We start from the raw sequence: 20,913 nt of genomic DNA on the forward strand, positions 1-20,913 counted from the left end.
CCGCCTCACCCCGCGATGTGCACCGACGGACCGCCCCAGATGGCGATCGCGAAGATGAGGTCGATGAACATGGTGCAGATCAGGGCGGACCGGACGGCCTTGCCGACCGCGGCACCCACACCGGCAGGGCCGCCCGATGCGCGGAAGCCGTGGTAGCAGCAGATCGAGACGATCACGAGCGCCATCAGGATCACCTTCACCATCGCCAAGAAGATGTCGCTGGGGACCAGGAACGTGTCGAAGTAGTGCTGATAGGTGCCCGGCGGCTGGTCGTACCCGACCGTGACGACCAGGTACGTCGCCAGCCAGCACATCATCAGCGCGATCGCGAAGAGCGGTACGACGGCAATGAGTCCCGCGATGATCCGGGTCGTCACCAGGTAGGGGACCGGCGGGACCGCCATCACCTCGAGGGCATCGATCTCCTCCGAGACGCGCATGGCACCGATCTGCGCGGTGAAACCCGCACCGACGGTCGCGGTGAGCGCGATGCCCGCGATGATCGGCGCCACCTCGCGGGTGTTGAAGTACGCCGAGAAGAACCCGGACAGCGTCGAGACGCCGATGTTGTCGAAGGACGTGTAGGCCTGCAGCCCGACCTCGATGCCCGAGGCCGCCGTCAGGAACCCGATGACCAGCACCGTGCCGCCGATCAACGCGAGCGCACCAGAGCCGAGCGCCACTTCGGCGAGGAGGCGGACAATCTCCTTCGGGTAGTGCCTGAGGGTCCGCGGCATGTGGGAGTAGGCGCTGCCGTGGAACGCCAGCTGGTCGCCGAGTTCGCGCAGCGCACCGGTCGGCTTGGCGAGGTGGCGGGAGACCTCGGCGCGATTGATCGTGGCCATGTCAGGCTCCGAGCTTGATCTGGAGGAACAGCGCGGAGATCACGCTGTTGGCGGCGAACAGGAGCATGAAGGCGAAGACGACGGTCTGGTTGACGGCCTCACCGACGCCCTTGGGTCCGCCCTTGGCGTTGAGGCCGAGGTAGCAGGCGGTCAGGCCGGCGAGCATCCCGAAGACCGCCGCCTTCGCCTCGGAGGCGAGGAAGTCGGGCAGCCCGACCAGCAGGGTCAGGTCGGAGAGATAGAGGCCCGGGGTGGCGCCCTGGAGGACGACGGAGAAGAAGTACCCGCCGACCAGGCCGACCACGGTGACCATCCCGTTCAGGGCGACACCGACCAGGGTCGAGGCCAGCACCCGGGGGACGACGAGTCGTTCGATCGGGTCGATGCCGAGAGTGACCATCGCGTCGATCTCCTCGCGGATCTTGCGCGACCCGAGGTCGGCGCAGATGGCGGTCGCACCGGCACCAGCGACGACGAGCACTGAGACGATCGGCCCGATCTCGCGCACCACCGCCACCGCGGCACCGGCGCCGGCGAGATCCACCGCACCGATCTGGATCAGCAGCTGGTTGACCTGGAAGATGATCACGACGCAGAACGGAATCGACACCAGCAGCGCCGGCCAGAAGGACACGTTGGTGATGAACCAGGCCTGCGAGATGAACTCGCGGAAGTGGAACTTGCGCGTGAACATCTGCTTGAAGACGGTCCCGACAAAGCTGTAGAACGCACCGAAGGTGCCGAGCGTCTTGAACGGCATCGACGAGCGCACCGCTTCGCGAGCGATCTGGCGGGCCTCGGGCGTCATGCCGTCGGGGCCCTGGCGTTCCTTGACCGGCGCGAGCGTCATGCGGCGTACTCGTTGCTGGTGGCGAAGGTCGGTGCGGGCATGGGGTCCATCTGACAGGTGGCGTGCGTCACTGCGCTCGTGGTTGTCGACCAAAGAACGCACGGCCGGTTGTCCCTCTGCACAAAGGGCCCTCGGGGTGACTACGGTGGCGCACATGGTGTCCAGCGAGTCCGCGTCATCCGACCTCGCGCCGTGGTTGCTCGCGTACGTCGCGGAGCAGGCCAAGCTCGCGCAGGTCTCCGCGTGGGTGGACCGGGTGAGCGGCGCGATCCTGACCGAGATCCCCGAGGTCGGTGAGATCGAGGGGCTCGGTGAGAGCATCCGGGTGACGGTGCGCGACCACTGGATGGCGTTCCTCGCCGACCTGCCCAAGCCGGAGCAGCACTTCCGTCTCGTCGACTCGGCCCATCGGCTCGCTGCTGACGTCGCCGACCGCCAGGTGCCCCTGGAGATCCTGATCCGGTTCTACCGGGTCGCCCAGCAGGAGGTGTGGGGCTACGCCCGCGAGGTCATCGCCGAAGCGCCCTCCGGCGAGGTCGACCACGCCGAGTTGCTCATCTACTTCTGGAACCGTGCGGGGGTCTGGCTCGACAGTTCCATCACGGCCTCGATCGACGTCTACCAGGCAGTGCGCAGCCGGGTGCTGGCCGGCGCAGCCGCGCAACGCTACGAATCGGTGCGTGCGGTTCTGGCCGGCGAACTCGACGACCCGCGTGAGGCGTCCAGCGCGTTGGGTGGGTACCCGATCTCCGTGCACCACACGGCTTTCGTGCTGTCAGTGACCGACCCGGAGCGAGCCGGTTCCCTCGAACCCCTCGCCCTGGACCTGGCCCGCCAGATCGGCGCGGCCAACCCGCTCGTGGTCAAGCCGGGCGGGCGACAGTTGTGGATGTGGCTCGGCACCCGCGACGCACCGGACCTCACGCCCCTGTCGGCGCCGTCGGCCCCCTCGGACCTCGCGCACGAGAGCATCGCGGTCGGCATCGGATCCTCGACGACCGGCATCGCCGGGTTCGCCGCCAGCCATCGCGAAGCACTCGGTGCCCTGCGGGTGGCGACCCCCGACGGTCCCACCTGGCTGACCCTCTACACCGATGTCGAACTCCCGGTCCTGCTCGGTTGCACGCCCGACGTCGACCGCTTCGTCGCCCGCCAACTCGGCCCGCTCACCGGTGAGGACGAGGGCACCCAGCGCATCAGGGAGACCTTGTCGGCGTACCTCGACTGTGGCGGCAGCGCCGAGGAGGCCTCCCGCCTCCTGGTCGTGCATCGCAACACGATCCGCTACCGCCTCGGCCAGGCCGAGGAGATGCTGGGGCGCCCGGTCGCGAAGCTGAGCCCCCAGCTCTCCATCGCCCTGCGCCATCACGAACTGTTCCACCGCTGACGCGTCAGCCCTCGAAGTAGTCGTTGGCCATCGACTCGCATCACGCACCGACTCGGGAGCTCGGCGCGACCGGAACGAAGTCGACCTTCTCGCGGACGCCGCAGTCAGGGCAGCACCAGTCGTCGGGGATGTCCTTCCAGGCGGTGCCGGCGGCGAAGCCCTCGAGCGCGTTGCCGATCTCGACGTCGTAGGTGTAGTTGCAGCCGGGGCACTTCGCGGCGAGAACTTCCTCGTTGAACGTGTGGGCCGAGGTGTCCTCGAGGACCTCCTCCACGACCGCGATCGGCGCGGGGTATTTCCGCAGCAGCTTCTCGCGCTTGCTCGGCAGCAGGTTCGCGTGGCGGATGTCGCCGTCGTAGTGGGCGACCACGCGCTTGTCCATCATCGAGCGGAACAGCGGCGGGAACATCGCGACGACGATCATGCCGGTGTAACCGGTGGGCAGGACCGGGGCGTCCTTGAAGTCGCGCAGCGTCTGGTAGCGACGGGTCGGGTTCGCGTGGTGGTCGCTGTGGCGCTGCAGGTGGTAGAGCAGCACGTTCGTGGCGACGTTGTTGGAGTTCCACGAGTGGCTCGGCTGGACCCGCTCGAAGCGCTGCCGCTCCGGCGGGCCGACCTTCGCGCGCAGCATGCCGTAGTGCTCCATGTAGTTGACGACCTCGAGCAGCGAGAAGCCCATGACGGCCTGGAGGACGAGGTAGGGGAGCAGCGCGAGCGGGTTGACGTCGTACGCGAGACCGAGCCAGAGCATCAGGCCACCCCACAGGACGACGGTCATCAGCCAGGCGTTGAGGACGTCGTTGCCGAGGTGGAACGGGTGCGTGCCCTTGCGCTGGTAGCGCTTGGCCTCGAGGTGCCACGCGCTCGTCAGCGAGCCGCGGACGGTGCGCGGCAGGAACCGGTAGACGCTCTCGCCCATCCGCGAGCTGGCGGGGTCCTCGGGGGTGGCGACGCGGACGTGGTGGCCCCGGTTGTGCTCGATGAAGAAGTGGCCGTAGAAGGTCTGCGCGAGGGCGATCTTGGACGCCCAGCGCTCCACCGACTCACGCTTGTGGCCCAGCTCGTGGGCGGTGTTGATCGCGACGCCGCCGACGGTGCCGATCGAGATGGCGAGCCCGATCCTGGCGATGACGGACAGGTCGGCGGTGGCGAGGTAGTAGATCGCCAGGATGAAGCCGATGTACTGCACCGGCAGGTACAGGTAGGTCACCCAGCGGTAGTACTTGTCGTTCTCGAGCGCGTCGATCACGTCGTCGGGCGGGTTCGTGTCGTCGTACCCGGTGACCAGGTCGAGGAGCGGGATGACCGCGAAGAACACGACCGGCGTCATCCAGAGCCAGAAGCCCTGGTCCGTGGCCCTGTGCAACGCGATGGCCGCCAGCGGCAGCGTGGGGACCACGAGCCCCAGCATCCACAGGTAACGCTTCTTGTCCTTCCACCGCTTCGCTGCGCCGGTGGCAGTTTCGACCTTCGTCATCGGGACCTCCTTGGATCGGGCGACGGCCAGTCGCCGTATGCCCTCCAAGGTGTCACCGGAGCGGGGTCGTCATCTCAGGCCGTTCGCACAACGTTGGTGGTGGGCGTTGGCGGCCTGCACAAAGGGCCCGGGGTGTCGGTCAAGCGGTCTGGAAGGCCTGCACGGCAGCCAGGTCGTACGAACCCGCGTCGGTCCCGACGCCCTGGGCCACCTGCGCGGCGGTCGCGCAACCCAGTGCCGCGGCCTCGGTCGGCGTCTGGCCGAGGGACAGGCCACGCAGGAAGCCGGCAGAGAACGCGTCGCCGCAGCCGGTCGTGTCGACGACCTCGATGGAGTACGCCGGAACCTCGGCCACTCCCTCGGTGGTGACGACCAGCGCCCCGCGAGCGCCCTGGGTCACCGCGACGCAGCGGGCGCCGAGGTCGAGCAGGGCGCGGGCGCCGTCGGCCAGCGAGGTCGCACCGGTGAAGCCGAGTACCTGCTCGTCGTTGGGCAGCAGGTAGTCGGTGTGCGGCAGGGCGGCCGCGATCCACGCCAGCATGTCGGGGTCGCCCGGCGCCAGGATGTCGACCGACGTGGTGATCCCCAGTCCGCGTGCCCGGGCGAGGAGTTCGCCGGCGGCGTCGCCACCGAGGAACTCCGGTCCGCCGAGGTGCAGGTGCGTCACCCCGTCGAGTACGTCGCCCGGCAGGTCCTCGAGCGTGAACGAACCGTTGGCTCCGATGCAGTGCCAGGCCGGCCGGTCGCCGTTCGGCCGCACGGGCAGTACCGAGGCCGACGTCTGGGCCTCCGCCTTGCGGACGAGCCCGGAGGTGTCGACGCCTTCGCGGGCGAGCAGCGCGAGCAGGGTGTCGCCGACGGGATCGGTGCCGACGGCGCCGTACGACTTCACCGCGGCACCGAGGCGACTCAGGATCACCGCCGTGCCGCCGGCGGTGCCGGCCGGGGACATCCGGATGGTCTCGACGAGTTGTCCGTCGGAGCCCGCCGGGATCGACTCGATGCCGAGGACGTGGGTGTCGAGGACGTGGACGCCGACCGCGGCGACAGTCATGGGGGCGGTGGGTGAGCTCATCGGTTCTCCTGGGTGGTGCCGTAATTGCGCTCGATCGCGACCCGGATGACGTCCAGCTGCTGCTCCTCGGTGAGCACGCGTGGCTCGCCGAGGGCGCTGGCCCGGTGGTGCAGCTGGCACAGCCATTCGAGGAGCAGTGCGTTCTCGACGGCCTTGCCGAGCGTGTCGCCGATCGCGACCGAGCCGTGGTTCGCGAGCAGTGCTGCGCTCCGCCCGGCGAGGGCCTCACGGACGTGGTCGGCGATGGCCGGCGTCCCGAAGGTCGCGTACGACGCCACCCGGATCGCGCCGCCGAGGGCGAGCTGTTGGTAGTGGAGCACCGGCAGTTCGTCCAGGACACACGCAAGGGCGGTGGCGAAGGGCGCGTGGGTGTGGACGACGGCCCCGGCCGGACAGTCGCCGTAGACGCCCAGGTGGAGGGCGAGCTCGGACGTGGGAGCCAGGTTGCCCTCGACCACGCGTCCGGCGAGGTCGACGACGGTCACGTCGTCGGCGGTGCAGCCACCGAGCGTCACGCCGGTGGCGGTGACGGCGACCAGGTCGCCGGACCGGGCGCTGACGTTGCCGGCGGTGCCGATGAGCAGGCCTGCCTCCGCGAGCCGGCGCGATGCCTCGGCAACCGAGGCCCGGAGACCGGCGAGGGTCACCGGTCGCTCGCGATGCGCGCGAGGTAGCCGGTCACCAGCTCGATGGCCTGGTCGATGAGGAAGTTGTCGCCGCGCGGGTCGCGCTCGAAGGCCAGCTGGAAGGCGCGGTCGCCCACCTCGACGGCCAGTTCGGCGATCGCGGTCAGTTCGGCCGCGCTGAAGTCACCTGCGTCGACCAGCCCGGAGCCGGTCGCCACGGCGAGCAGGTTCTCCGCGATCCGCTTGTTGTGGTGGCGTCCGTAGTCGTAGATCGCGTTGTTGGTGCGCCCGCGCATCCAGATCTGCATGAACGCCGGGCGGCGGTGATAGACGGACACGAACGCGCGCATCGAGGTGTCGACGAGCGTGGCGACGGTCAGGTCGGGAACGGCCGCGAGGTCGCTGGCCACCTGGTCGTCCATCTCGGCCATGTCGCGCTCGCACAGTGCGAGCAGCACGGCCTCCTTGTCGGAGAAGTACTGGTAGAGCGAGGCGACGGGAAGTTCGGCGGCGTCCGCGATGGCTCGTGTGGTCAGTCCGTCGATGCCGTCGACGAGGACCAGCCCGGCGGTGGCGTCCAGGATCCGCTCCACCCGCTCGCGCGACCGCGCCTGGGTGGGCATGCGGCGGCGACTGGGGACGGCACTGGACGGCCGCTCCGTCGTTGACCCGTCGACGGGCACGGCGGGGCCGGAAGTGATGGACGGCGGCATGGACGCAGTGTAGCCTCTGAACCCGAACCTGACACACATTCACCTTCGTCGTACGACGAAAGGGCTGGAGGCCACGATGAGCACCCCCCGACTGGCGACTGATCCGGGCGCGTTCGCGCTGGGCCGGCGCGGCCTGTTCGCCGGCGGCGCCGCCGCCCTCGGGGTGCTTGCGATCGACGCCCTCGAGGCCGAGGTGAACGCCGCGACCCTGCAGGGACCGCTGCCACCCAAGGTCGACGTGGTGGTCGTTGGCGGCGGGATCGCCGGGCTGGTTGCCGCCGCGCGGGTTGCTCGCAGCGGCCGCTCGGTGCTGGTGGTCGAGGCCCGCAACCGGGTCGGTGGCCGGGTGCTCAACCACGCGCTCGGCACCGGCGGCACGATCGAGGCGGGCGGCGCCTTCATCGGCCCGACGCAGCGCTACATCAAGAACCTCGCGACCAGCCTCGGCGTCGCGACCTTCGACGAGTACGTCACCGGCAAGAACGTCTACATCTCCTCGCTGCTGGGCCGCCAGACGTACACCGGCACCGTCCCGCCCGACCCCACGATCCTGCTGGACGCGCTGCTCGCGCTGCAGAAGCTGAACGGCTACGCCAAGGGCATGTCGGTCAGTGCACCGTGGACCCACCCGCGTGCTGCCGAATGGGACCGGACCACGCTCGGTGACTGGATCCGCCGCAACACCCTGAACAGCCGCGGCGTCGAGTCGCTGATCCGGGCCTGGACGCAGCCCGGCTTCGGTTCCGACCCCGATCAGCTCTCCCTGCTGTACGTCATCCACTACATCGCCTGCTCCGGCGACGAGACCCATGTGGGCACGTTCGAGCGCAACTCCGACACCGTCAACGGCGCGCAGGAGAGCCGGTTCGTCGGTGGGTCGCAGCGGATCCCGCTCGCCCTCGCCAAGGGCCTGGGCAACCGGGTCGCGCTGAATGCGCCAGTGAGCCAGATCGCCCACGTCGACGGCCGGGTCCGCGTCCGTACCGCCCGCGGCGTGGTGTCCTGTCGCCGGGTCATCGTGTCGGCGCCGCCCAAGCAGGTGCTCGACATCGACTTCTCGCCGGGCATGCCGGCCGGTCGTCGTACCTTGTTGACGAAGATGCAGATGGGCCGCCTGATGAAGTGCGACGCGGTCTACGACACGCCGTTCTGGCGCACCGACGGGCTCACCGGCTTCGGCATCTCCGACTCGGGCGCGGTCCGGGCAGCGTTCGACAACGGCGTGCCCGGCACCAACCACGGCATCCTGCTGGCCTTCGTCGGCGGCTCGACCTGGGCGCAGTACGGCAACCTGTCCCTGGCCGAGCGCCGCAAGGCCGTGCTCGAGGGCTTCGCCCGGATGTTCGGCGAGAAGGCGCTGCACCCGATCGAGTACACCGAGCACGACTGGACCCGTGAACGCTGGACCCGTGGCGGTCCGGTCGCGATGTACCCGCCCAACGTGATGGCCACCTACGGGCGCTACATCCGCACGCCGTTCGGACGCGTGCACTGGGCGGGCACCGAGACGTCGACGTACTGGACCGGCTACATGGACGGGGCGGTCCGCTCCGGCAACCGGGCCGCCGCCGAGGCGCTGGCGAAGCTCTGATGCGCCGTACGACGTTCCTGGTCCTCGTCGCGCTCCTCGCTGCCGTGGGCCTCGGCCCGGCCACCGCTGCGGAGCGAGCCGTCGGGCACACGCGGGTCTTCGCGAAGGTCCAGTCGCCGGGCTTCCCGGCGTACGTCCACGTGCACCCCAACGGGCGCGTCTACGCCGGCACCTACACGAACCCGACGGGCGACGCGCTGCGCTCGCGGGTGTTCGAGTACGCCGCGTCCGGGACGCTGCTCCGGTCCTGGACGGTGCCCGGGCAGGACCTCACCAAGCCGCGCGGCGTGCAGGTCGCGACCTCGGACGCACGCGGCCGGCTGGTGCTGCTGGAGAAGTCACTGGGCCGCGTCCTCACCCTCGACGTGACGACGGGACGGTTCGCGGTCCAGGCGACCATTCCGGACCTGCCCGGCGCTGGTCACCCGATCCCGAACTACGCAGCGTGGGGTCCGGGCGGAGCGCTCTACCTGAGCGACTACGGACAGGACGTCATCTGGCGCATCCCCGCCGCGGGCGGTGCTCCGCGCGTCTGGCTCCGCACGGCGAAGCTCGCCGGCCTCGCAGGGTTCGGCACCACCGGCATCGTCTATGAGCCCGCGACGCGCTCCTTCCTGGTCAGCCAGCAGACGACCAGCGACCTGCTCGGCCTGCTCCGCGGACACCTGTACCGGATCCCGGTGCTCAGCACTGGCGGTCCCGGTGCGCTCCGGACCGTCTGGACGTCGGGGCCGCTGGACCTGCCCGACGGGTTCGGCATCGCGCGGTCCGGCAACGTCTACCTCTCGCTGCTCGGCACCAACCAGTTGCTCAAGCTCAGCCCCACGGGGAAGGTGCTGGCCCGGATGCGCGCCACCGGCTCGGCAGTGCCCTTCGACAGTCCGTCGAACGCGACCTTCCTGGGCACGCGGGTACTGGTGGCGAACCAGTCGGCGATCCTCGGCAACACCAGCCACCACGTCATCCTCGACGTCGAGGTCGGGGAGCGCGGAGCGCCTCTCTTCATCCCGGCGCAGTCGACACTGCGCTGACCCGACGGGTCAGCCGCCACACCGATGGTGCCGCCACCGCGGCGAGCGAGCTGAAGCCGATCACGCCGGCCACCACCAGGAGCCAGCGATCGATGCCGACCAGACCCACGACGGGACCGGTCAACGCCATGCCGAGGGGACGGCAGACGAACGAACCGACGAGGTCGAAGGCGTAGACGCGCGACAGCATGTCCTCGGCGACGTTCTCCTGGATCGCGAGGTCCCAGTTCACGCTGAACAACTGCAGCCCGACACCGTGGACCGCGGCGCCGAGCAGCACCAGCGGCAACTGGTCAGCGACCGCCATCGCGAGCGGGAACGCCGCGGTGAGTGACAGGAGCAGAACGCCCCACCGGAGCAGGAACTGCGGCCGCCAGCGCAGCGCGATCAGTCCGCCGATCACGAAGCCCGCCATCAACGAGGCGAGCGCCCAACCCCACGCCGCCTCGCCCCACGTGTCGCCGACGACGATCGGCCCGAGCACGCCCTGCACCCCGCCGAAGCACAGGTGGTAGAGCAGCGCCTGGCCGATCAGCAGCCACAGCCACGTGTGGCGGAGCACCTCGCGGAAACCGTCCGCGAGCTCGCTCAGCAGCCGTTCTCCCGCGCCCCGAGCAGGCGCCGCGACCCGGATCAGTGAGAAGAACACGGCCGCCAGGGCGTACGACACCGCGTCGATCGCGATCGCCCACCCCGAACCAGCGACCGCCACGATGATGCCCGCCAGCGCGAACCCCACGGCGTACGACGTCTGGTTGGCCAGGCTGCGGATCACGACTGCGCGCCCCAGCAGCTCGTCGGGCACCGTGAAGCGGGTCAGCGAGTTCGATGCGGGCTGGGCGAGGGCACCGAGGCAGCCATTGAGCACCCCGATCAGGGTGAGGAACAGGATCGACCCGTGCCCGGTGATCAGGACCGTCGCGCAGATGGCCTGGCTGACGCAGGTGGCTGCTGCGGAGCCCTGCATCAGGAGTTGTCGCGGGAGCCGGTCGCCCAGCACCCCGCCGTACAGGATGGTGACGACCTCGGCGGCCGAGAAGGCAGCGACGACGAGGCCGAGCTGGGTGGCGGACCCGCCGAGGTCGAGCACCGCGAACGCCAGCGCGACCGGCGTCATCGCCGAGCCCAGGGCGCTGACCGTGACCCCGCCGACGAGCCAGCGGAAGTCGGGGATGCGAAGCGGAGAACCGTGTGGACCGAGCACCCGGGCAGCCTAGGCGCGCCCGCCGACGTACCCGAACCCGCGAGACAACGCAGGGAAACACCGACCGAATCGGGCCCCGGAGCCTTCTTCGGTCGGTGTTTCCCTTCCTACGTGCGTCGCCCGGACCCCCACTGGCCGAGGACGCTGGCCACTGCCTCAGTCCGCCGCGCGGCGCGTGCGCGCCTGGAGGAGGGTGAGGACCGCGAGCACCCGGCGGTTCAGGTGCTGTGAGGGTTCGAGTTCGAGCTTGTCGAAGATGTGCGAACACAGCGCTTCGACGGTCTTCCGCGACAGGCACAGCTGCGCTGCGATGCCGGCGTTGGACTGGCCCATGGCGATCTGGTGAAGCACCTGGCGTTCCCGACGACTGAGCCGGTCCAGCCGACTCGTCGCCGCCACGTACGTCGCCCCGAGATCCATCATCGTGGTGGTCATCAGGCGGGGATGACGGGTCCGCCGTGGAACTGGAACCGGCGGGACCGCGTACGGGGAGAGGGAGCGCTCCGCGGTCCCGCCAGTGTCAGGACGCGGGAGGGGACGACCTCGCCCGCGGCATTCTTGAGGATCTCCAGGATCCCGGCCTCGGACCGACGGAGTCGGGCGACGGCGTCGTTGAGGTCGTCTTCACCCGTGCGGATGTCGAGCTGTGCCTCGCACATGTGGTTCCAGCGGGCGCGGAGCGCGGCCACCAGGCCGGCGGGGCCGTTGAAGTACGGCGCCCACTCCTCGCGCCACGGGACGGCGCCGCTCATGTCGGCGGCGGCGACCGCTTCGACCTCGTGGAAGATGCGGATGCGTTCGTGGGTTTCGGTCCAGGTCATGACGTTGTTCCTTCCGGGGAGGGCGGTGGGGAGTCACCGCTCGGTTTCACGAAAGGAGGAGGACTGGCCACCCCCCGCTGATACGCCGACTTCGGAAATCTTTCGGCGACCTTGCCGGCGCAGGGCGAGCTTCGCCAGCGTGTGCCGCCCGAGGTACGGCGTCGGCCGCAGCCCGAGCTTGTCGAAGACGGCCGTGCACAGCGCCGCTGCTTCCTCGGGCGTGATGCCGAGCCGGGCCGCAACGAGGGCCTCGGTGTCGGCCCCTGACTGGCCGAGCGCGATCACCCGGAGCAGCGAGCGCTCGGTGGGATCGAGTCGGTCCAGCCGGCTCGTGGCTGTGATGTAGCTGAGTTCGAGTGTCATGCGCCGTACCTCTTCCGGGCAGCGGGCGGTGGGGAGTCACCGTCCACCTCTCGGAGGCGTGGGGGGATCTCGGTGATACGGGAGTGGTGGCCGCGTTTCGACGTATCACCGGCACTGGTTCGCAGGTCCTATGTGCGGGACGATGCTTTCGACGGATTCCTGCGCACGCTGGATGAGGAGGTCGGGAGTGGATGTGACGACGCCGTTGTCGACGCTCGTCCCCGCGGCACGCGAAGGAGATCAAAATGCCTGGAACGCGATCGTCGACCGGTTCCTGCCCCTCGTCAACGCCCTGGTCCGTGGCTACCGCCTGGCCGAGGCCGACGGCGACGACGTCAGCCAGACCGTGTGGCTGCGCCTGGTCGAACACCTCGGTGCGCTCCGTGAACCGGACGCCCTTCCCGGCTGGATCCGTACGACGACCCGCAACGAGTGCCTGCGCCTGCTCACCACGCGGGGCCGGGTCCGACCGGTCGACCCGCAGGACCACGGCGGCCTGGACGCCGTCGAGGACGACATCGCGGACGACGACCTGCTGGCTGTCGAGCGCCGCAACCTCCTCCGCGAAGCCATGGCCGAGCTGCCGGCCGCCCGCCGCGAACTCCTGCTCCTCCTGCTGGCCGACCCTCCGGTCGGCTACGAACAGATCAGTGAACGACTCGGGATTCCGATCGGGAGCATCGGCCCCACCCGGGCCCGTGCACTCGAACAACTGCGACGTACCCGCGCCCTGCGCGGTCTCGGTCCGGATCTCGTGGGAGGGGAACGCTGATGACCAACTGGGATGAACTCACCGACGACGAGCTGATGGCTGAACTGGCTTCAGCGGTGGCTGAGCCGGCACCAGAGGTCCTTGAACGGCGTCGCGCGGCCGCCCAGGCTGCGTTCACCTGGCGCACGGTCGACGCCGAGCTGGCCGAGCTGTTGCACGACTCGGCCCTCGAAGCCGGCGCCGCCGTCCGCTCCGGCTCCGAAGGCCCACGCTCACTGGCGTTCGGCCGCAGCGGCCGCACCCTCGAGATCGAGGTCGACGGCGACCAGGTCCTCGGTGAAGTGATCACCGACGGCGAGGCCTCCGAGCGCACGAAGGTGACGCTCCGCCGCCCCGACGGTCAGGACGTCACCGTCGAAGCCGACGCGTCCGGCTTCGTCCGGTTCTCCGGTGTGGCGTCTGGCCTCGCCCGGTTCGTGGTCGAGCGGGCGGGGTGGTCGCTCACCACGCCCTGGGTGACCATCTAGTTCGGCTTTCCCGCGCTCAGCACGCACCAGGTGCGGGCTGAGCGCGGACAAGTGGCCCGGTGGTTGAGGTGCGAGGAGCGCCAGCGACGAGCCTCGAAACCCCCGGGCGTCAGGTCAGCGGACCGACCGTCACAATCGGTCCGACCCGCGGGTCGGTGGACGGCGTGCCGCCCTTGATCACGATGTCGGCGGCCTTGCGCGCGCTGTCGCCCGTGGCCTGCATGTGCGCGGCAATCAGCCCGGACACCAGCGGCGTCGAGAACGACGTGCCGCTCCACTGGGCGAGGCCATCGAACTTCCGGATCTGTCCGACATTCGGCGGCTCGTAGCACTTGTACGTGCCCTTCGGGAACGCGTTGACGTGATTGCGTCCGCGGGCGTAGACGTCCACCCAACTCTTGCCGTGGTTGGAAAAGTCGGAGACCTTGCCGTCGGCGTCGACCGAGCCAACGGAAACCACCCAGTCGAACGCGGCGGGCCAGAACGGCGCACTGCTGGCGTCGTTGCCTGCCGCGGCGACGATGACGATGTCGTCTCGTCGGGCGAACTTGTTGTGACCGTTCAGCATCTCGAACCCGAGAGGCGCGAAATCGCCGCGGGTGTGGGTGCCTGCCGAGATGCTGATGATCTGCGGGTGATTGTCGTCGTCGATGGCTTCCTGCAATTGCTGGACGATCTCTGACTCGTAGACCGCGCCGCCGTGGGTGAGTACCCCTTCGACCTCGACCCGAGCGTCGGGCGCCATGCATCGGACCACGCCGGCGACGAAAGTGCCGTGGCCGGCGTACTCGTGGATGGCGTTGGGATTGACGTGCTCTTCGTCGGTCGCGTCGGCGAAGATCTCGCCCGACTCCAGCCACGGGGACTTCGCGCTGCCGACGGCGGCCGTCCACAGACCGGTGTCGACGACGGCCACCCGGATGCGTTCCTCTTCGGAGACGTCGCCCCGCGAGGGAGTGGCAGGCGGCCAAGGGGTGGCCCCGATGCGCTGCCTCAGCATCTCGGGTTCGGAGGCAGGGCAGAGTGATCCACGAATGGTGACGTAGACGATGTGGTCAGGGCACACGGCTCCGGGCTCGATCACCCGCTGATCTTCCAGCTCCCCGAGCGTGGCCAGTACGTCGTCCTGCTTGTCGACGCGCGACGGCAACTTCGCGAGCACGAGGCCGGGGACGCGCGTTTCGGAAGCGCCCAACTCGCCGGAGTACCGGTCCTTGTTCTCGTCCGAGGTGAAGTAGTCCCTGAGCCGCCCGAAGTCCTCCTGACGGATCAGCGCGTGTCCGGGCCGATACAGGTAGCGCACGTCTGCATCATCGGTCGGTGGAATGGTGCCCTTCACCGGTCCGCCAGAGACGCCGGATTCCGTGTCCTCGAATGCCTTTCGGATCACGCCGACCTGGACGCGCCGGAGATGGTCGTCAAGGTCCTTGTCGGGCTTCGGGCGTCCGTTGTCGGGCGGAGTCCGGTCCGGGAACGGGAATCTGAGTTTGCGGATCAGGTCTCGAAGGACCCCGATCGGGAAGCCGGGACGTGCGGGTTCATCCATGACCGCTCCTTTGGGAAGAACGACGCGGGCCCGAGGTCCGCTAGCGGCGCTAACGTAGTCCCGCCCGGCTCAGGGAGTAAAGCGGCTCACCACCATCCTTCAAGAGGTCGCACCGTGGAAGATCTGCTCGAACTCGCCATCGGATCGCCAGCGAGTGCTGTGGAGCGCGCCCAGCGTGTCCTCGCAGGGGCGCCCAGTGCGCTCGAGCGGTCGTATGCCCACCACTGTCTGGGGATCGTGCTCCGTGACCAAGGGCGCATGGATGAGTCCATGAAGGAGCTCCGCGACGCCGGCCGCGCCGCGCGGCAGGCCGGCAGCCAGGATCGGGAGCGCGACGTCCGAGCCACTCACGGCAGCGTGTTGGTCCTTGCGGGCCGTACGCGGTCGGGACTTGCCCAGATGGACAGAGCGCTCGAAGGTGCCACGGGGGAGCTCGCCGCGAAGATTCTCGTGCGGAAGGCCGGCTTGCTGGCGATGGTGGGCCGGGTTGTCGAAGCGGCGCCCATGCTTCGAGCCGCGCTGGTCGAAATCGAGCGGGCTGGCAACGAGGAGTGGAAGGCCCGGATTCAGATCTGGCTCGGGCATGTCGAACTGGCGCGGGGGAACCTTGGTGCTGCTGAGCGCGAGATTCTCTCGGCCGCTGCAACTCTGGCTGGAATGGGCGAGACGCTGCAACGTCTCCATGCCGTTGAGAATCTCGCCGAGATCGCGCTGGCGAGGGGAGACGTCGCAGGCAGCCTGCGGACATACGCCGAGGCCCTTCAGGGGTACGACGCCACCGGGGAACCGCCGCGACAACCGCTGATCGGAACTATGGCTCGCGCTCACCTTGCCGCTGGCCTTGACGATGAGGCCATTCGCCTCCTTGACGCCCAGCTCAACTCGCCCGATGTCGCGTTGCTCGACGTCGCGGATCTCCAGATCCTGTACGCAACTGCGCTCCTGGGGGTTGGATCGCTCGACCAGGCCGAGGTCGCGGCCCGCACCGCTGTCGACCTGTGCCGTCGTCAGAAACGGGCCTGGTTCACGCTTCGGGCGCAACTCGTCCATGTTCGCGTCCGCGAGGCGATGAAGGACGACCGCGGCCTGTCGGTTGCGGCTCGACGCGTTGCGGGGAAGTTGCGTGAGCAGTCCGCCGATGAGGCACCTCTGGCGCTCACGATTGCCGGGCGCCTGGCCCGCGGGGAGGAACGGGCGACCCTCTGGGCGCAGGCAGCGTCGTACCGACATCATCCGAACGCGCTGGTTCGTGCCGGCGCCTGGCATGCACAGGTGTTGACTCGCTCGGAGGGTGATGACAGGGGCGGGGTTCTGCGGGCCGCTGCGTCCGGCCTCGACGCGATCGACGAGCACCGCCGCCTGATCGGCTCCTCCGAACTCCGCGCCCTCGCCACCACCCATGGGCGAGACCTGACGACGATCGCGCTGCGCCACGCAGCGACCGACCCGCGCACTTTGCTCCGCTGGAGCGAACGCACCCGCGCCACCGCGCTCGCCCAACCACCGGCAACGTCCGACGCCGCGACCATCCCGGCCTCGCTCGCGGCGCTCCGCGACAACGGACGCAGGCTCGCGGAGGCCCGTCAGGACGGGGATCCGACCGAGGAGCTGGAGAAGGAGCGGTTGCGGCTGGAACGGGCGGTGCGGGCGGAGCACCACACGCTGTCTGCGGACTCGGTCGAGCGGCAGCGGCCGGTGAGCGCCGAGGAGGTCGTGAGCTCGGTCGGTGACGGCTGCCTCGTCGAGCTGGTCGACGTCGACGGCACCCTGCACGTGCTGGTGGTGCATGGCGGGAAGGTGCGTCGCAAGGTTGCGGGCAGCACCGCCGAGATCGCCGAGCTGCTCGGACCCGCTGCGATGCTCCTCCGGCGCACCTCGCGCGGCCGACCGGCCGACCTCACCGCGCTCGGGCAGCGCCTGCAGGACGCGATTCTCGGGGACGCCGTACGGCTGATCCCGGAGGGGCCGGTCGTGATCGCCCCGACCGCGCGGCTGCACGGACTCCCGTGGGCGCTGCTCCCTGCGCTCCACGACCGACCGTTCAGCGTGGTGCCGTCGGCGGGGCAGTTGCTCCGCGCCCGCGCGACCTCACGCCCGGCCGAACCGCGAACGGTCCTCGTCACCGGGCCCGGTCTGGCGACCGGCGGCGCCGAGGTGCCCGTGCTCGCGAAACGCCACCCGGACGCCGTACTCCTCGATGGGACCCACGCAACGCTTGATGCGGTGCTGAGCCAGCTCGACGGCGCTGACCTGGTGCACCTCGCAGCGCACGGACGGTTCCGCGCCGACAGCCCGCTGTTCTCCGCACTCGACCTCGCGGACGGCCCGCTCACGGTCCACGACCTCGAACGGCTGCAGCGGGCGCCGTACCGCGTCGTCCTGTCGGCCTGCGAGTCGGGCGTCCTCGCACCCGTCGGCGCCGAGGAACTGCTCGGCCTGGCCGCAGCCCTGTTCTCGCTCGGCACCGCGTGCCTGGTCAGCAGCGTCGCGGAGGTCAACGACGTCGCGACCGCTGACCTGATGGTCGACCTGCACGCGGCGCTCGCGGCGGGCGGCGACCCGGCCACCGCCCTGCACGAGGTACGACGCGCCGCCGTACCCGGATCGGTGGAAGCGGCCACGGCGGCGGCCTTCCTGGCCCTCGGCGTCTAGCCCGTTCGAGAGACGACGCCGCCCTCCGCGGCTAGCCTGCTGACTCGGACACAAGGAGGCACCGTGGAAACCGAGACGACCGATCCGGTGGTCGCGACCGCGCGTCGTGGAACGGTGCTGGGATCGGTTGCTGTCGGCGTCCTGGTCAGCGTGGGTGTGGCGTTCGTGGATGCCGGTCTGGGGGGCGTCCGCATCAGCGGTGCCATCGAGGACATGGCCCCCGAATTCACGAGCGTCCAGTGGTTCGAACACGTGGGGACAGCCTTCGTCGTCGCGGGTGCCCTTGTCCTCGTTGCGATGGTCTTTCTTCGAGGGTTCGTTCGCAACTGGTGGGTGGTGGCCGCGGTCGCGGTCCTGAGTCTGCCGATCACGTCAATCGCGGCGGCGGAATCGATGTTCGGGATCGCGCGCCTTCTGATCTGACTGTTTGGGGTCCACCCGGTCCGGGGCAGGCTCAGTTCCATGACCGAGTCAGGCTCTCCGTTCCCCCCGCCCCCGACGCCTGCGTACGTCCCCGTCGAGCGGGTGATGCGGCGATCGATGGTGCTGCGGCACCTCCTCAGCGTCGGGTTCGCCCTGGTCGCCACACCCGTCGGGATCCTGCTCTTCGACTACGGCGCGAGCGAGTACGGCCGCAGGCACGCGTACTTCGGCGTCGAGGGGTCGAACGGCGCAGGTCACTTCGCCCTCATGTTCGCTGGTGCCGTGGTGCTCATGGCCGTGGCCGGGTCCGCTCGCGTGTCGGGCCTGGGGCCGATCGTCGCCGGGTTCGTGTGGGGGTTGATCCCGTTGCTCTGGTACGTCATCGACGTGAACAGCTTCTTCCAGTTCGCGCAGGACCTGCCCTCGACCCATTTCTGGTTCCCCACACCGCCGCACCTCTTCGGGCTGGTGGCAGCGTTGCTGGTCGGCAGCGGACTCGCCGGACGGTGGCGCGGACAGCCCCGTCCAGCAGTGCAGCGCTGGCCGTAGGGCGAAACCGGGCGGCGACCGACCGGCCGCCCGCAATAGGCTTCGCTCATGTCAGATCAGATCAGCACCACGCTCACTGCCCGGGAAGCCATCACGGCCATCCAGGGGCACGAGGCGTGGGCGATCATCCGGCGCTCCACCCGGGCAGGCGATCGCGACACCGTCGGCATTCTCGGCGGCACCCGCAGCACCGCCGAGTCGATCATGGACATCCCGCTCGAGACGGGCGTTCCCGAGGCCGGGCACATCTGCGACCGCCTGGTGGCGGTGCCGTTCCGGCAGGTCACCGAGCGCGGCTTCGAGGCACACGACGACGGCACCCCGCTGGTGGTCGTCGACGTCCAGGCCGAGCACGAGTTCTCCGTCGCCGACGTGATCGCGGCGATCGACGAGGTGCCGGTCGAGTTCACCGACCGCGGTGGCTTCGACACCGACGATGACGAGTACGCCAAGGTCGTCGAGTCGATCATCAGCGAGGAGATCGGCCAGGGCGAGGGCGCGAACCTCGTCATCGGCCGCAACTACCGAGCCGTCGTCGCCGACTGGAGCGCGGACGTCGCGCTCACCGTCTACCGCCGTCTGCTCGAGCGCGAGCGCGGCGCCTACTGGACCTTCCTCTTCTTCACCGGCGACCGCTACCTCGTCGGCGCGAGCCCTGAACGCCACGTCAGCGTGCACGGCGGCGACGTGCGGATGAACCCCATCTCCGGCACCTTCCACCTGCGCCCGCCCGCCGGCGAGACGCGCAGCACGGAAGAGCGCCTCGCCGAGTTCCTCAAGGACGAGAAGGAGATCTACGAGCTCTTCATGGTCGTCGATGAAGAGCTCAAGATGATGTGCGACATCTGCACCGAGGGCGGCCAGGTGCTCGGCCCGTTCCTCAAGCCGATGACGCACCTGATCCACACCGAGTACCTCCTCGCCGGACGTACGTCGCGCGATGTGCGCGAGGTCCTGCGGGACACGATGTACGCCGCCACGGTCACCGGTTCGCCCGTGGAGAACGCCTGCCGCCTGATCAAGCAGTACGAGCCCGAGGGCCGCGGCTACTACGGCGCTGCGCTGGCCCTCTTCGGCCGCGATGCCGAGGGCGAACCCGTCGTGGACAGCCCGATCGTGATCCGCACGGCCGATGTCTCGATCGATGGGGCGCTGAAGGTGACCGCCGGAGCGACCCTCGTGCGGGACTCCGTGCCGTCGTACGAAGTGGCGGAGACGCACGCCAAGGCCGGCGGCATCCTGTCCGCGTTCGGTCTCGTGCCGCCGGCGCCGATCCCCACCACGGATGTTGCGACCCTGGTCGCCGACGAAGAGGTGCTGATCGCGCTCAACAGCCGCAACAACCGGCTGTCCAGCTTCTGGCTCGCCGACCAGGCCGGTACGCCGGTCGACCCGCGCCTGATCGGGAAGTCCGCCGTCATCCTCGACGGCGAGGACGACTTCGTGAACATGCTGCGGCACATGCTGACCCGGATGGGGATCAGCAGCCGGGTCGTCCGTCATGAGGCGTACGTCGACGGCGCACTCGACGGCGACGACCTGGTCATCGTCGGGCCGGGTCCCGGTGACCCCGGCGACGACAACGACCCCAAGATGCTGCGGATGCGGGCCGCAGTCGCGTGGCTGCTGGAGAACGAGAAGCCGTTCCTCGCCGTGTGCCTCGGCCACCAGACGCTGTGCCACCAGCTCGGCATCCCGCTCGCGTTCAAGGACATCGTCTTCCAGGGCACGCAGGCCGCCGTACTGCTCGACGGCAAGCCGGCGAAGGTCGGGTTCTACAACACGTTCGTCGGTCGCCCCGCGGCCGACACCGTGCTGCCGGAAGGCGTGCGCGTCGACACCGACCCCGAGTCCGGCGACATCCACGCGGTGACGGGACCGCACTACCGGGGCGTCCAGTTCCACGCCGAGTCGATCCTCACCGAGCGTGGCTTCGACATCGTGCACGACCTGGTGTCTGCCGTCCTGTTGTGACACCCGACGTCGTCGTGGTCGACCACCACGACTCCTACACGTGGAACCTGGTGCACCTGATCGCCGGCGTCACGGGGGAGCTGCCGACGGTGGTGCAGTGGGACGACGCCGTCGACCTCACCGCCTTCTCGCACATCGTGCTGTCGCCGGGGCCGGGCCATCCGAGCGAATACCGGTGGGACTTCGATGGCCGACCCGTGCTGGGTGTCTGCCTCGGCATGCAGGGGATGGTGGTCGCCTTCGGCGGCGAGGTCGACCGGGTCGACCCTGCCCATGGCGAGGTCGAGTCGGTGACGCACGACGGCCGTGGAGTGTTCGCAGGCCTGCCCGCGTCGTTCGAAGCGGTGCGGTACCACTCGTTGGCTGCGACCAGATTGCCCGACGAACTCGAGGCCACCGCCTGGGCGGTCGACGGCACCATCATGGGCGTGCGGCACCGGACCCAACCGATCGAAGGCGTCCAGTTCCATCCCGAGTCGGTGCTCTCCGAGCACGGAGCGATGCTGGTCGCGAACTTCCTGGCCATGGGACGCTGACCTGATGGTGG

General features: G+C 69.5%; 22 protein-coding genes. 10 read left to right on the forward strand and 12 right to left on the reverse strand.

The window, feature by feature from the left end; all coding sequences use genetic code 11:
• Positions 1–5 precede the first annotated feature (5 nt).
• Both HRC28_RS03580 and HRC28_RS03585 read right to left on the reverse strand, forming a co-directional pair.
• Complete coding sequence (locus HRC28_RS03580; RefSeq protein WP_182378821.1) at positions 6–845, reverse strand: ABC transporter permease; 840 nt, start codon at positions 843–845, stop codon at positions 6–8.
• A 1-nt stretch (position 846) separates the two neighbouring features.
• Positions 847–1,605, reverse strand: coding sequence for an ABC transporter permease (locus tag HRC28_RS03585; protein ID WP_202033353.1), 759 nt, complete (start codon positions 1,603–1,605; stop codon positions 847–849).
• 244 nt (positions 1,606–1,849) lie between these two features.
• Here HRC28_RS03585 and HRC28_RS03590 point away from each other — a divergent pair, with 244 nt between their 5' ends.
• Positions 1,850–3,082: a helix-turn-helix domain-containing protein gene (locus HRC28_RS03590; RefSeq protein WP_182378822.1), complete on the forward strand. Its 1,233-nt coding sequence runs from the start codon at positions 1,850–1,852 to the stop codon at positions 3,080–3,082.
• Between the two features lie 40 nt (positions 3,083–3,122).
• Here the strand turns inward: HRC28_RS03590 and HRC28_RS25740 are convergent, their stop codons facing one another.
• From HRC28_RS25740 to HRC28_RS03610, 4 genes are all read right to left on the reverse strand, one after another.
• Positions 3,123–4,559 carry a fatty acid desaturase gene (locus HRC28_RS25740; RefSeq protein ID WP_182378823.1) on the reverse strand — a complete coding sequence of 479 codons (1,437 nt, stop codon included), beginning with the start codon at positions 4,557–4,559 and terminating at the stop codon, positions 3,123–3,125.
• 139 nt (positions 4,560–4,698) lie between these two features.
• Positions 4,699–5,634 (reverse strand): sugar kinase, encoded by a 936-nt coding sequence (locus HRC28_RS03600; protein ID WP_237111684.1) that lies wholly within the window; start codon positions 5,632–5,634, stop codon positions 4,699–4,701.
• Complete coding sequence (locus HRC28_RS03605; protein WP_182378824.1) at positions 5,631–6,281, reverse strand: class II aldolase/adducin family protein; 651 nt, start codon at positions 6,279–6,281, stop codon at positions 5,631–5,633. Before HRC28_RS03605 ends, HRC28_RS03600 begins: the two co-directional genes overlap by 4 nt.
• On the reverse strand, positions 6,278–6,973 hold the full coding sequence (locus HRC28_RS03610) for a TetR/AcrR family transcriptional regulator (RefSeq protein WP_182378825.1): 696 nt from the start codon (positions 6,971–6,973) through the stop codon (positions 6,278–6,280). Before HRC28_RS03610 ends, HRC28_RS03605 begins: the two co-directional genes overlap by 4 nt.
• A gap of 76 nt (positions 6,974–7,049) precedes the next feature.
• Between HRC28_RS03610 and HRC28_RS03615 the strand changes: the two genes are divergently transcribed.
• Together HRC28_RS03615 and HRC28_RS03620 are read left to right on the forward strand one after the other, a co-directional pair.
• Positions 7,050–8,564, forward strand: coding sequence for an FAD-dependent oxidoreductase (locus HRC28_RS03615; protein WP_182378826.1), 1,515 nt, complete (start codon positions 7,050–7,052; stop codon positions 8,562–8,564).
• Positions 8,564–9,595 carry a hypothetical protein gene (locus HRC28_RS03620; RefSeq protein ID WP_182378827.1) on the forward strand — a complete coding sequence of 344 codons (1,032 nt, stop codon included), beginning with the start codon at positions 8,564–8,566 and terminating at the stop codon, positions 9,593–9,595. The genes HRC28_RS03615 and HRC28_RS03620 overlap by 1 nt, the downstream gene beginning before the upstream one ends.
• On the opposite strand, the gene HRC28_RS03625 is transcribed toward HRC28_RS03620, so the two are convergent.
• The 4 genes from HRC28_RS03625 to HRC28_RS03640 form a co-directional block, all read right to left on the reverse strand.
• Positions 9,567–10,799: an MFS transporter gene (locus tag HRC28_RS03625; RefSeq protein WP_182378828.1), complete on the reverse strand. Its 1,233-nt coding sequence runs from the start codon at positions 10,797–10,799 to the stop codon at positions 9,567–9,569. The two genes, HRC28_RS03620 and HRC28_RS03625, sit on opposite strands and share 29 nt — an antisense overlap.
• Before the next feature lie 156 nt (positions 10,800–10,955).
• A complete protein-coding gene (locus HRC28_RS03630; protein WP_182378829.1) occupies positions 10,956–11,234 on the reverse strand; it encodes a LuxR C-terminal-related transcriptional regulator in 279 nt (92 codons plus the stop codon).
• Entirely contained in the window at positions 11,234–11,620 is a 387-nt protein-coding gene (locus HRC28_RS03635) for a hypothetical protein (protein ID WP_182378830.1), read from the reverse strand. The genes HRC28_RS03630 and HRC28_RS03635 overlap by 1 nt, the downstream gene beginning before the upstream one ends.
• 33 nt (positions 11,621–11,653) lie before the next feature.
• Positions 11,654–11,983: a hypothetical protein gene (locus HRC28_RS03640; RefSeq protein ID WP_182378831.1), complete on the reverse strand. Its 330-nt coding sequence runs from the start codon at positions 11,981–11,983 to the stop codon at positions 11,654–11,656.
• A 187-nt stretch (positions 11,984–12,170) separates the two neighbouring features.
• On the opposite strand from HRC28_RS03640, the gene HRC28_RS03645 reads away from it, so the two are divergent.
• Positions 12,171–12,755 (forward strand): sigma-70 family RNA polymerase sigma factor, encoded by a 585-nt coding sequence (locus tag HRC28_RS03645; RefSeq protein ID WP_202033213.1) that lies wholly within the window; start codon positions 12,171–12,173, stop codon positions 12,753–12,755.
• A complete protein-coding gene (locus HRC28_RS03650; RefSeq protein WP_182378832.1) occupies positions 12,755–13,222 on the forward strand; it encodes a hypothetical protein in 468 nt (155 codons plus the stop codon). Before HRC28_RS03645 ends, HRC28_RS03650 begins: the two co-directional genes overlap by 1 nt.
• A 109-nt stretch (positions 13,223–13,331) precedes the next feature.
• On the opposite strand, the gene HRC28_RS03655 is transcribed toward HRC28_RS03650, so the two are convergent.
• Positions 13,332–14,768 carry a S8/S53 family peptidase gene (locus HRC28_RS03655; protein WP_182378833.1) on the reverse strand — a complete coding sequence of 479 codons (1,437 nt, stop codon included), beginning with the start codon at positions 14,766–14,768 and terminating at the stop codon, positions 13,332–13,334.
• 99 nt (positions 14,769–14,867) lie between these two features.
• Positions 14,868–15,818, reverse strand: a complete 951-nt coding sequence (locus HRC28_RS03660) for a hypothetical protein (protein ID WP_182378834.1) — start codon at positions 15,816–15,818, stop codon at positions 14,868–14,870.
• A gap of 18 nt (positions 15,819–15,836) precedes the next feature.
• Here HRC28_RS03660 and HRC28_RS03665 point away from each other — a divergent pair, with 18 nt between their 5' ends.
• The 5 genes from HRC28_RS03665 to HRC28_RS03685 all read left to right on the forward strand — a co-directional run bounded on the left by HRC28_RS03665 (position 15,837) and on the right by HRC28_RS03685 (position 20,902).
• Entirely contained in the window at positions 15,837–17,420 is a 1,584-nt protein-coding gene (locus tag HRC28_RS03665) for a CHAT domain-containing protein (RefSeq protein ID WP_182378835.1), read from the forward strand.
• Between the two features lie 87 nt (positions 17,421–17,507).
• Entirely contained in the window at positions 17,508–17,843 is a 336-nt protein-coding gene (locus HRC28_RS03670; RefSeq protein ID WP_182378836.1) for a hypothetical protein, read from the forward strand.
• A 39-nt stretch (positions 17,844–17,882) separates the two neighbouring features.
• A complete protein-coding gene (locus HRC28_RS03675; RefSeq protein WP_182378837.1) occupies positions 17,883–18,392 on the forward strand; it encodes a hypothetical protein in 510 nt (169 codons plus the stop codon).
• Between the two features lie 48 nt (positions 18,393–18,440).
• Positions 18,441–20,366 carry an anthranilate synthase family protein gene (locus HRC28_RS03680; RefSeq protein ID WP_182378838.1) on the forward strand — a complete coding sequence of 642 codons (1,926 nt, stop codon included), beginning with the start codon at positions 18,441–18,443 and terminating at the stop codon, positions 20,364–20,366.
• Positions 20,363–20,902, forward strand: coding sequence for an aminodeoxychorismate/anthranilate synthase component II (locus tag HRC28_RS03685; RefSeq protein ID WP_182378839.1), 540 nt, complete (start codon positions 20,363–20,365; stop codon positions 20,900–20,902). The genes HRC28_RS03680 and HRC28_RS03685 overlap by 4 nt, the downstream gene beginning before the upstream one ends.
• The last annotated feature ends 11 nt before the right edge of the window (positions 20,903–20,913 follow it).

The organism is Nocardioides sp. WS12 (assembly GCF_014108865.1).
Classification (GTDB): Bacteria; Actinomycetota; Actinomycetes; order Propionibacteriales; family Nocardioidaceae; genus Nocardioides.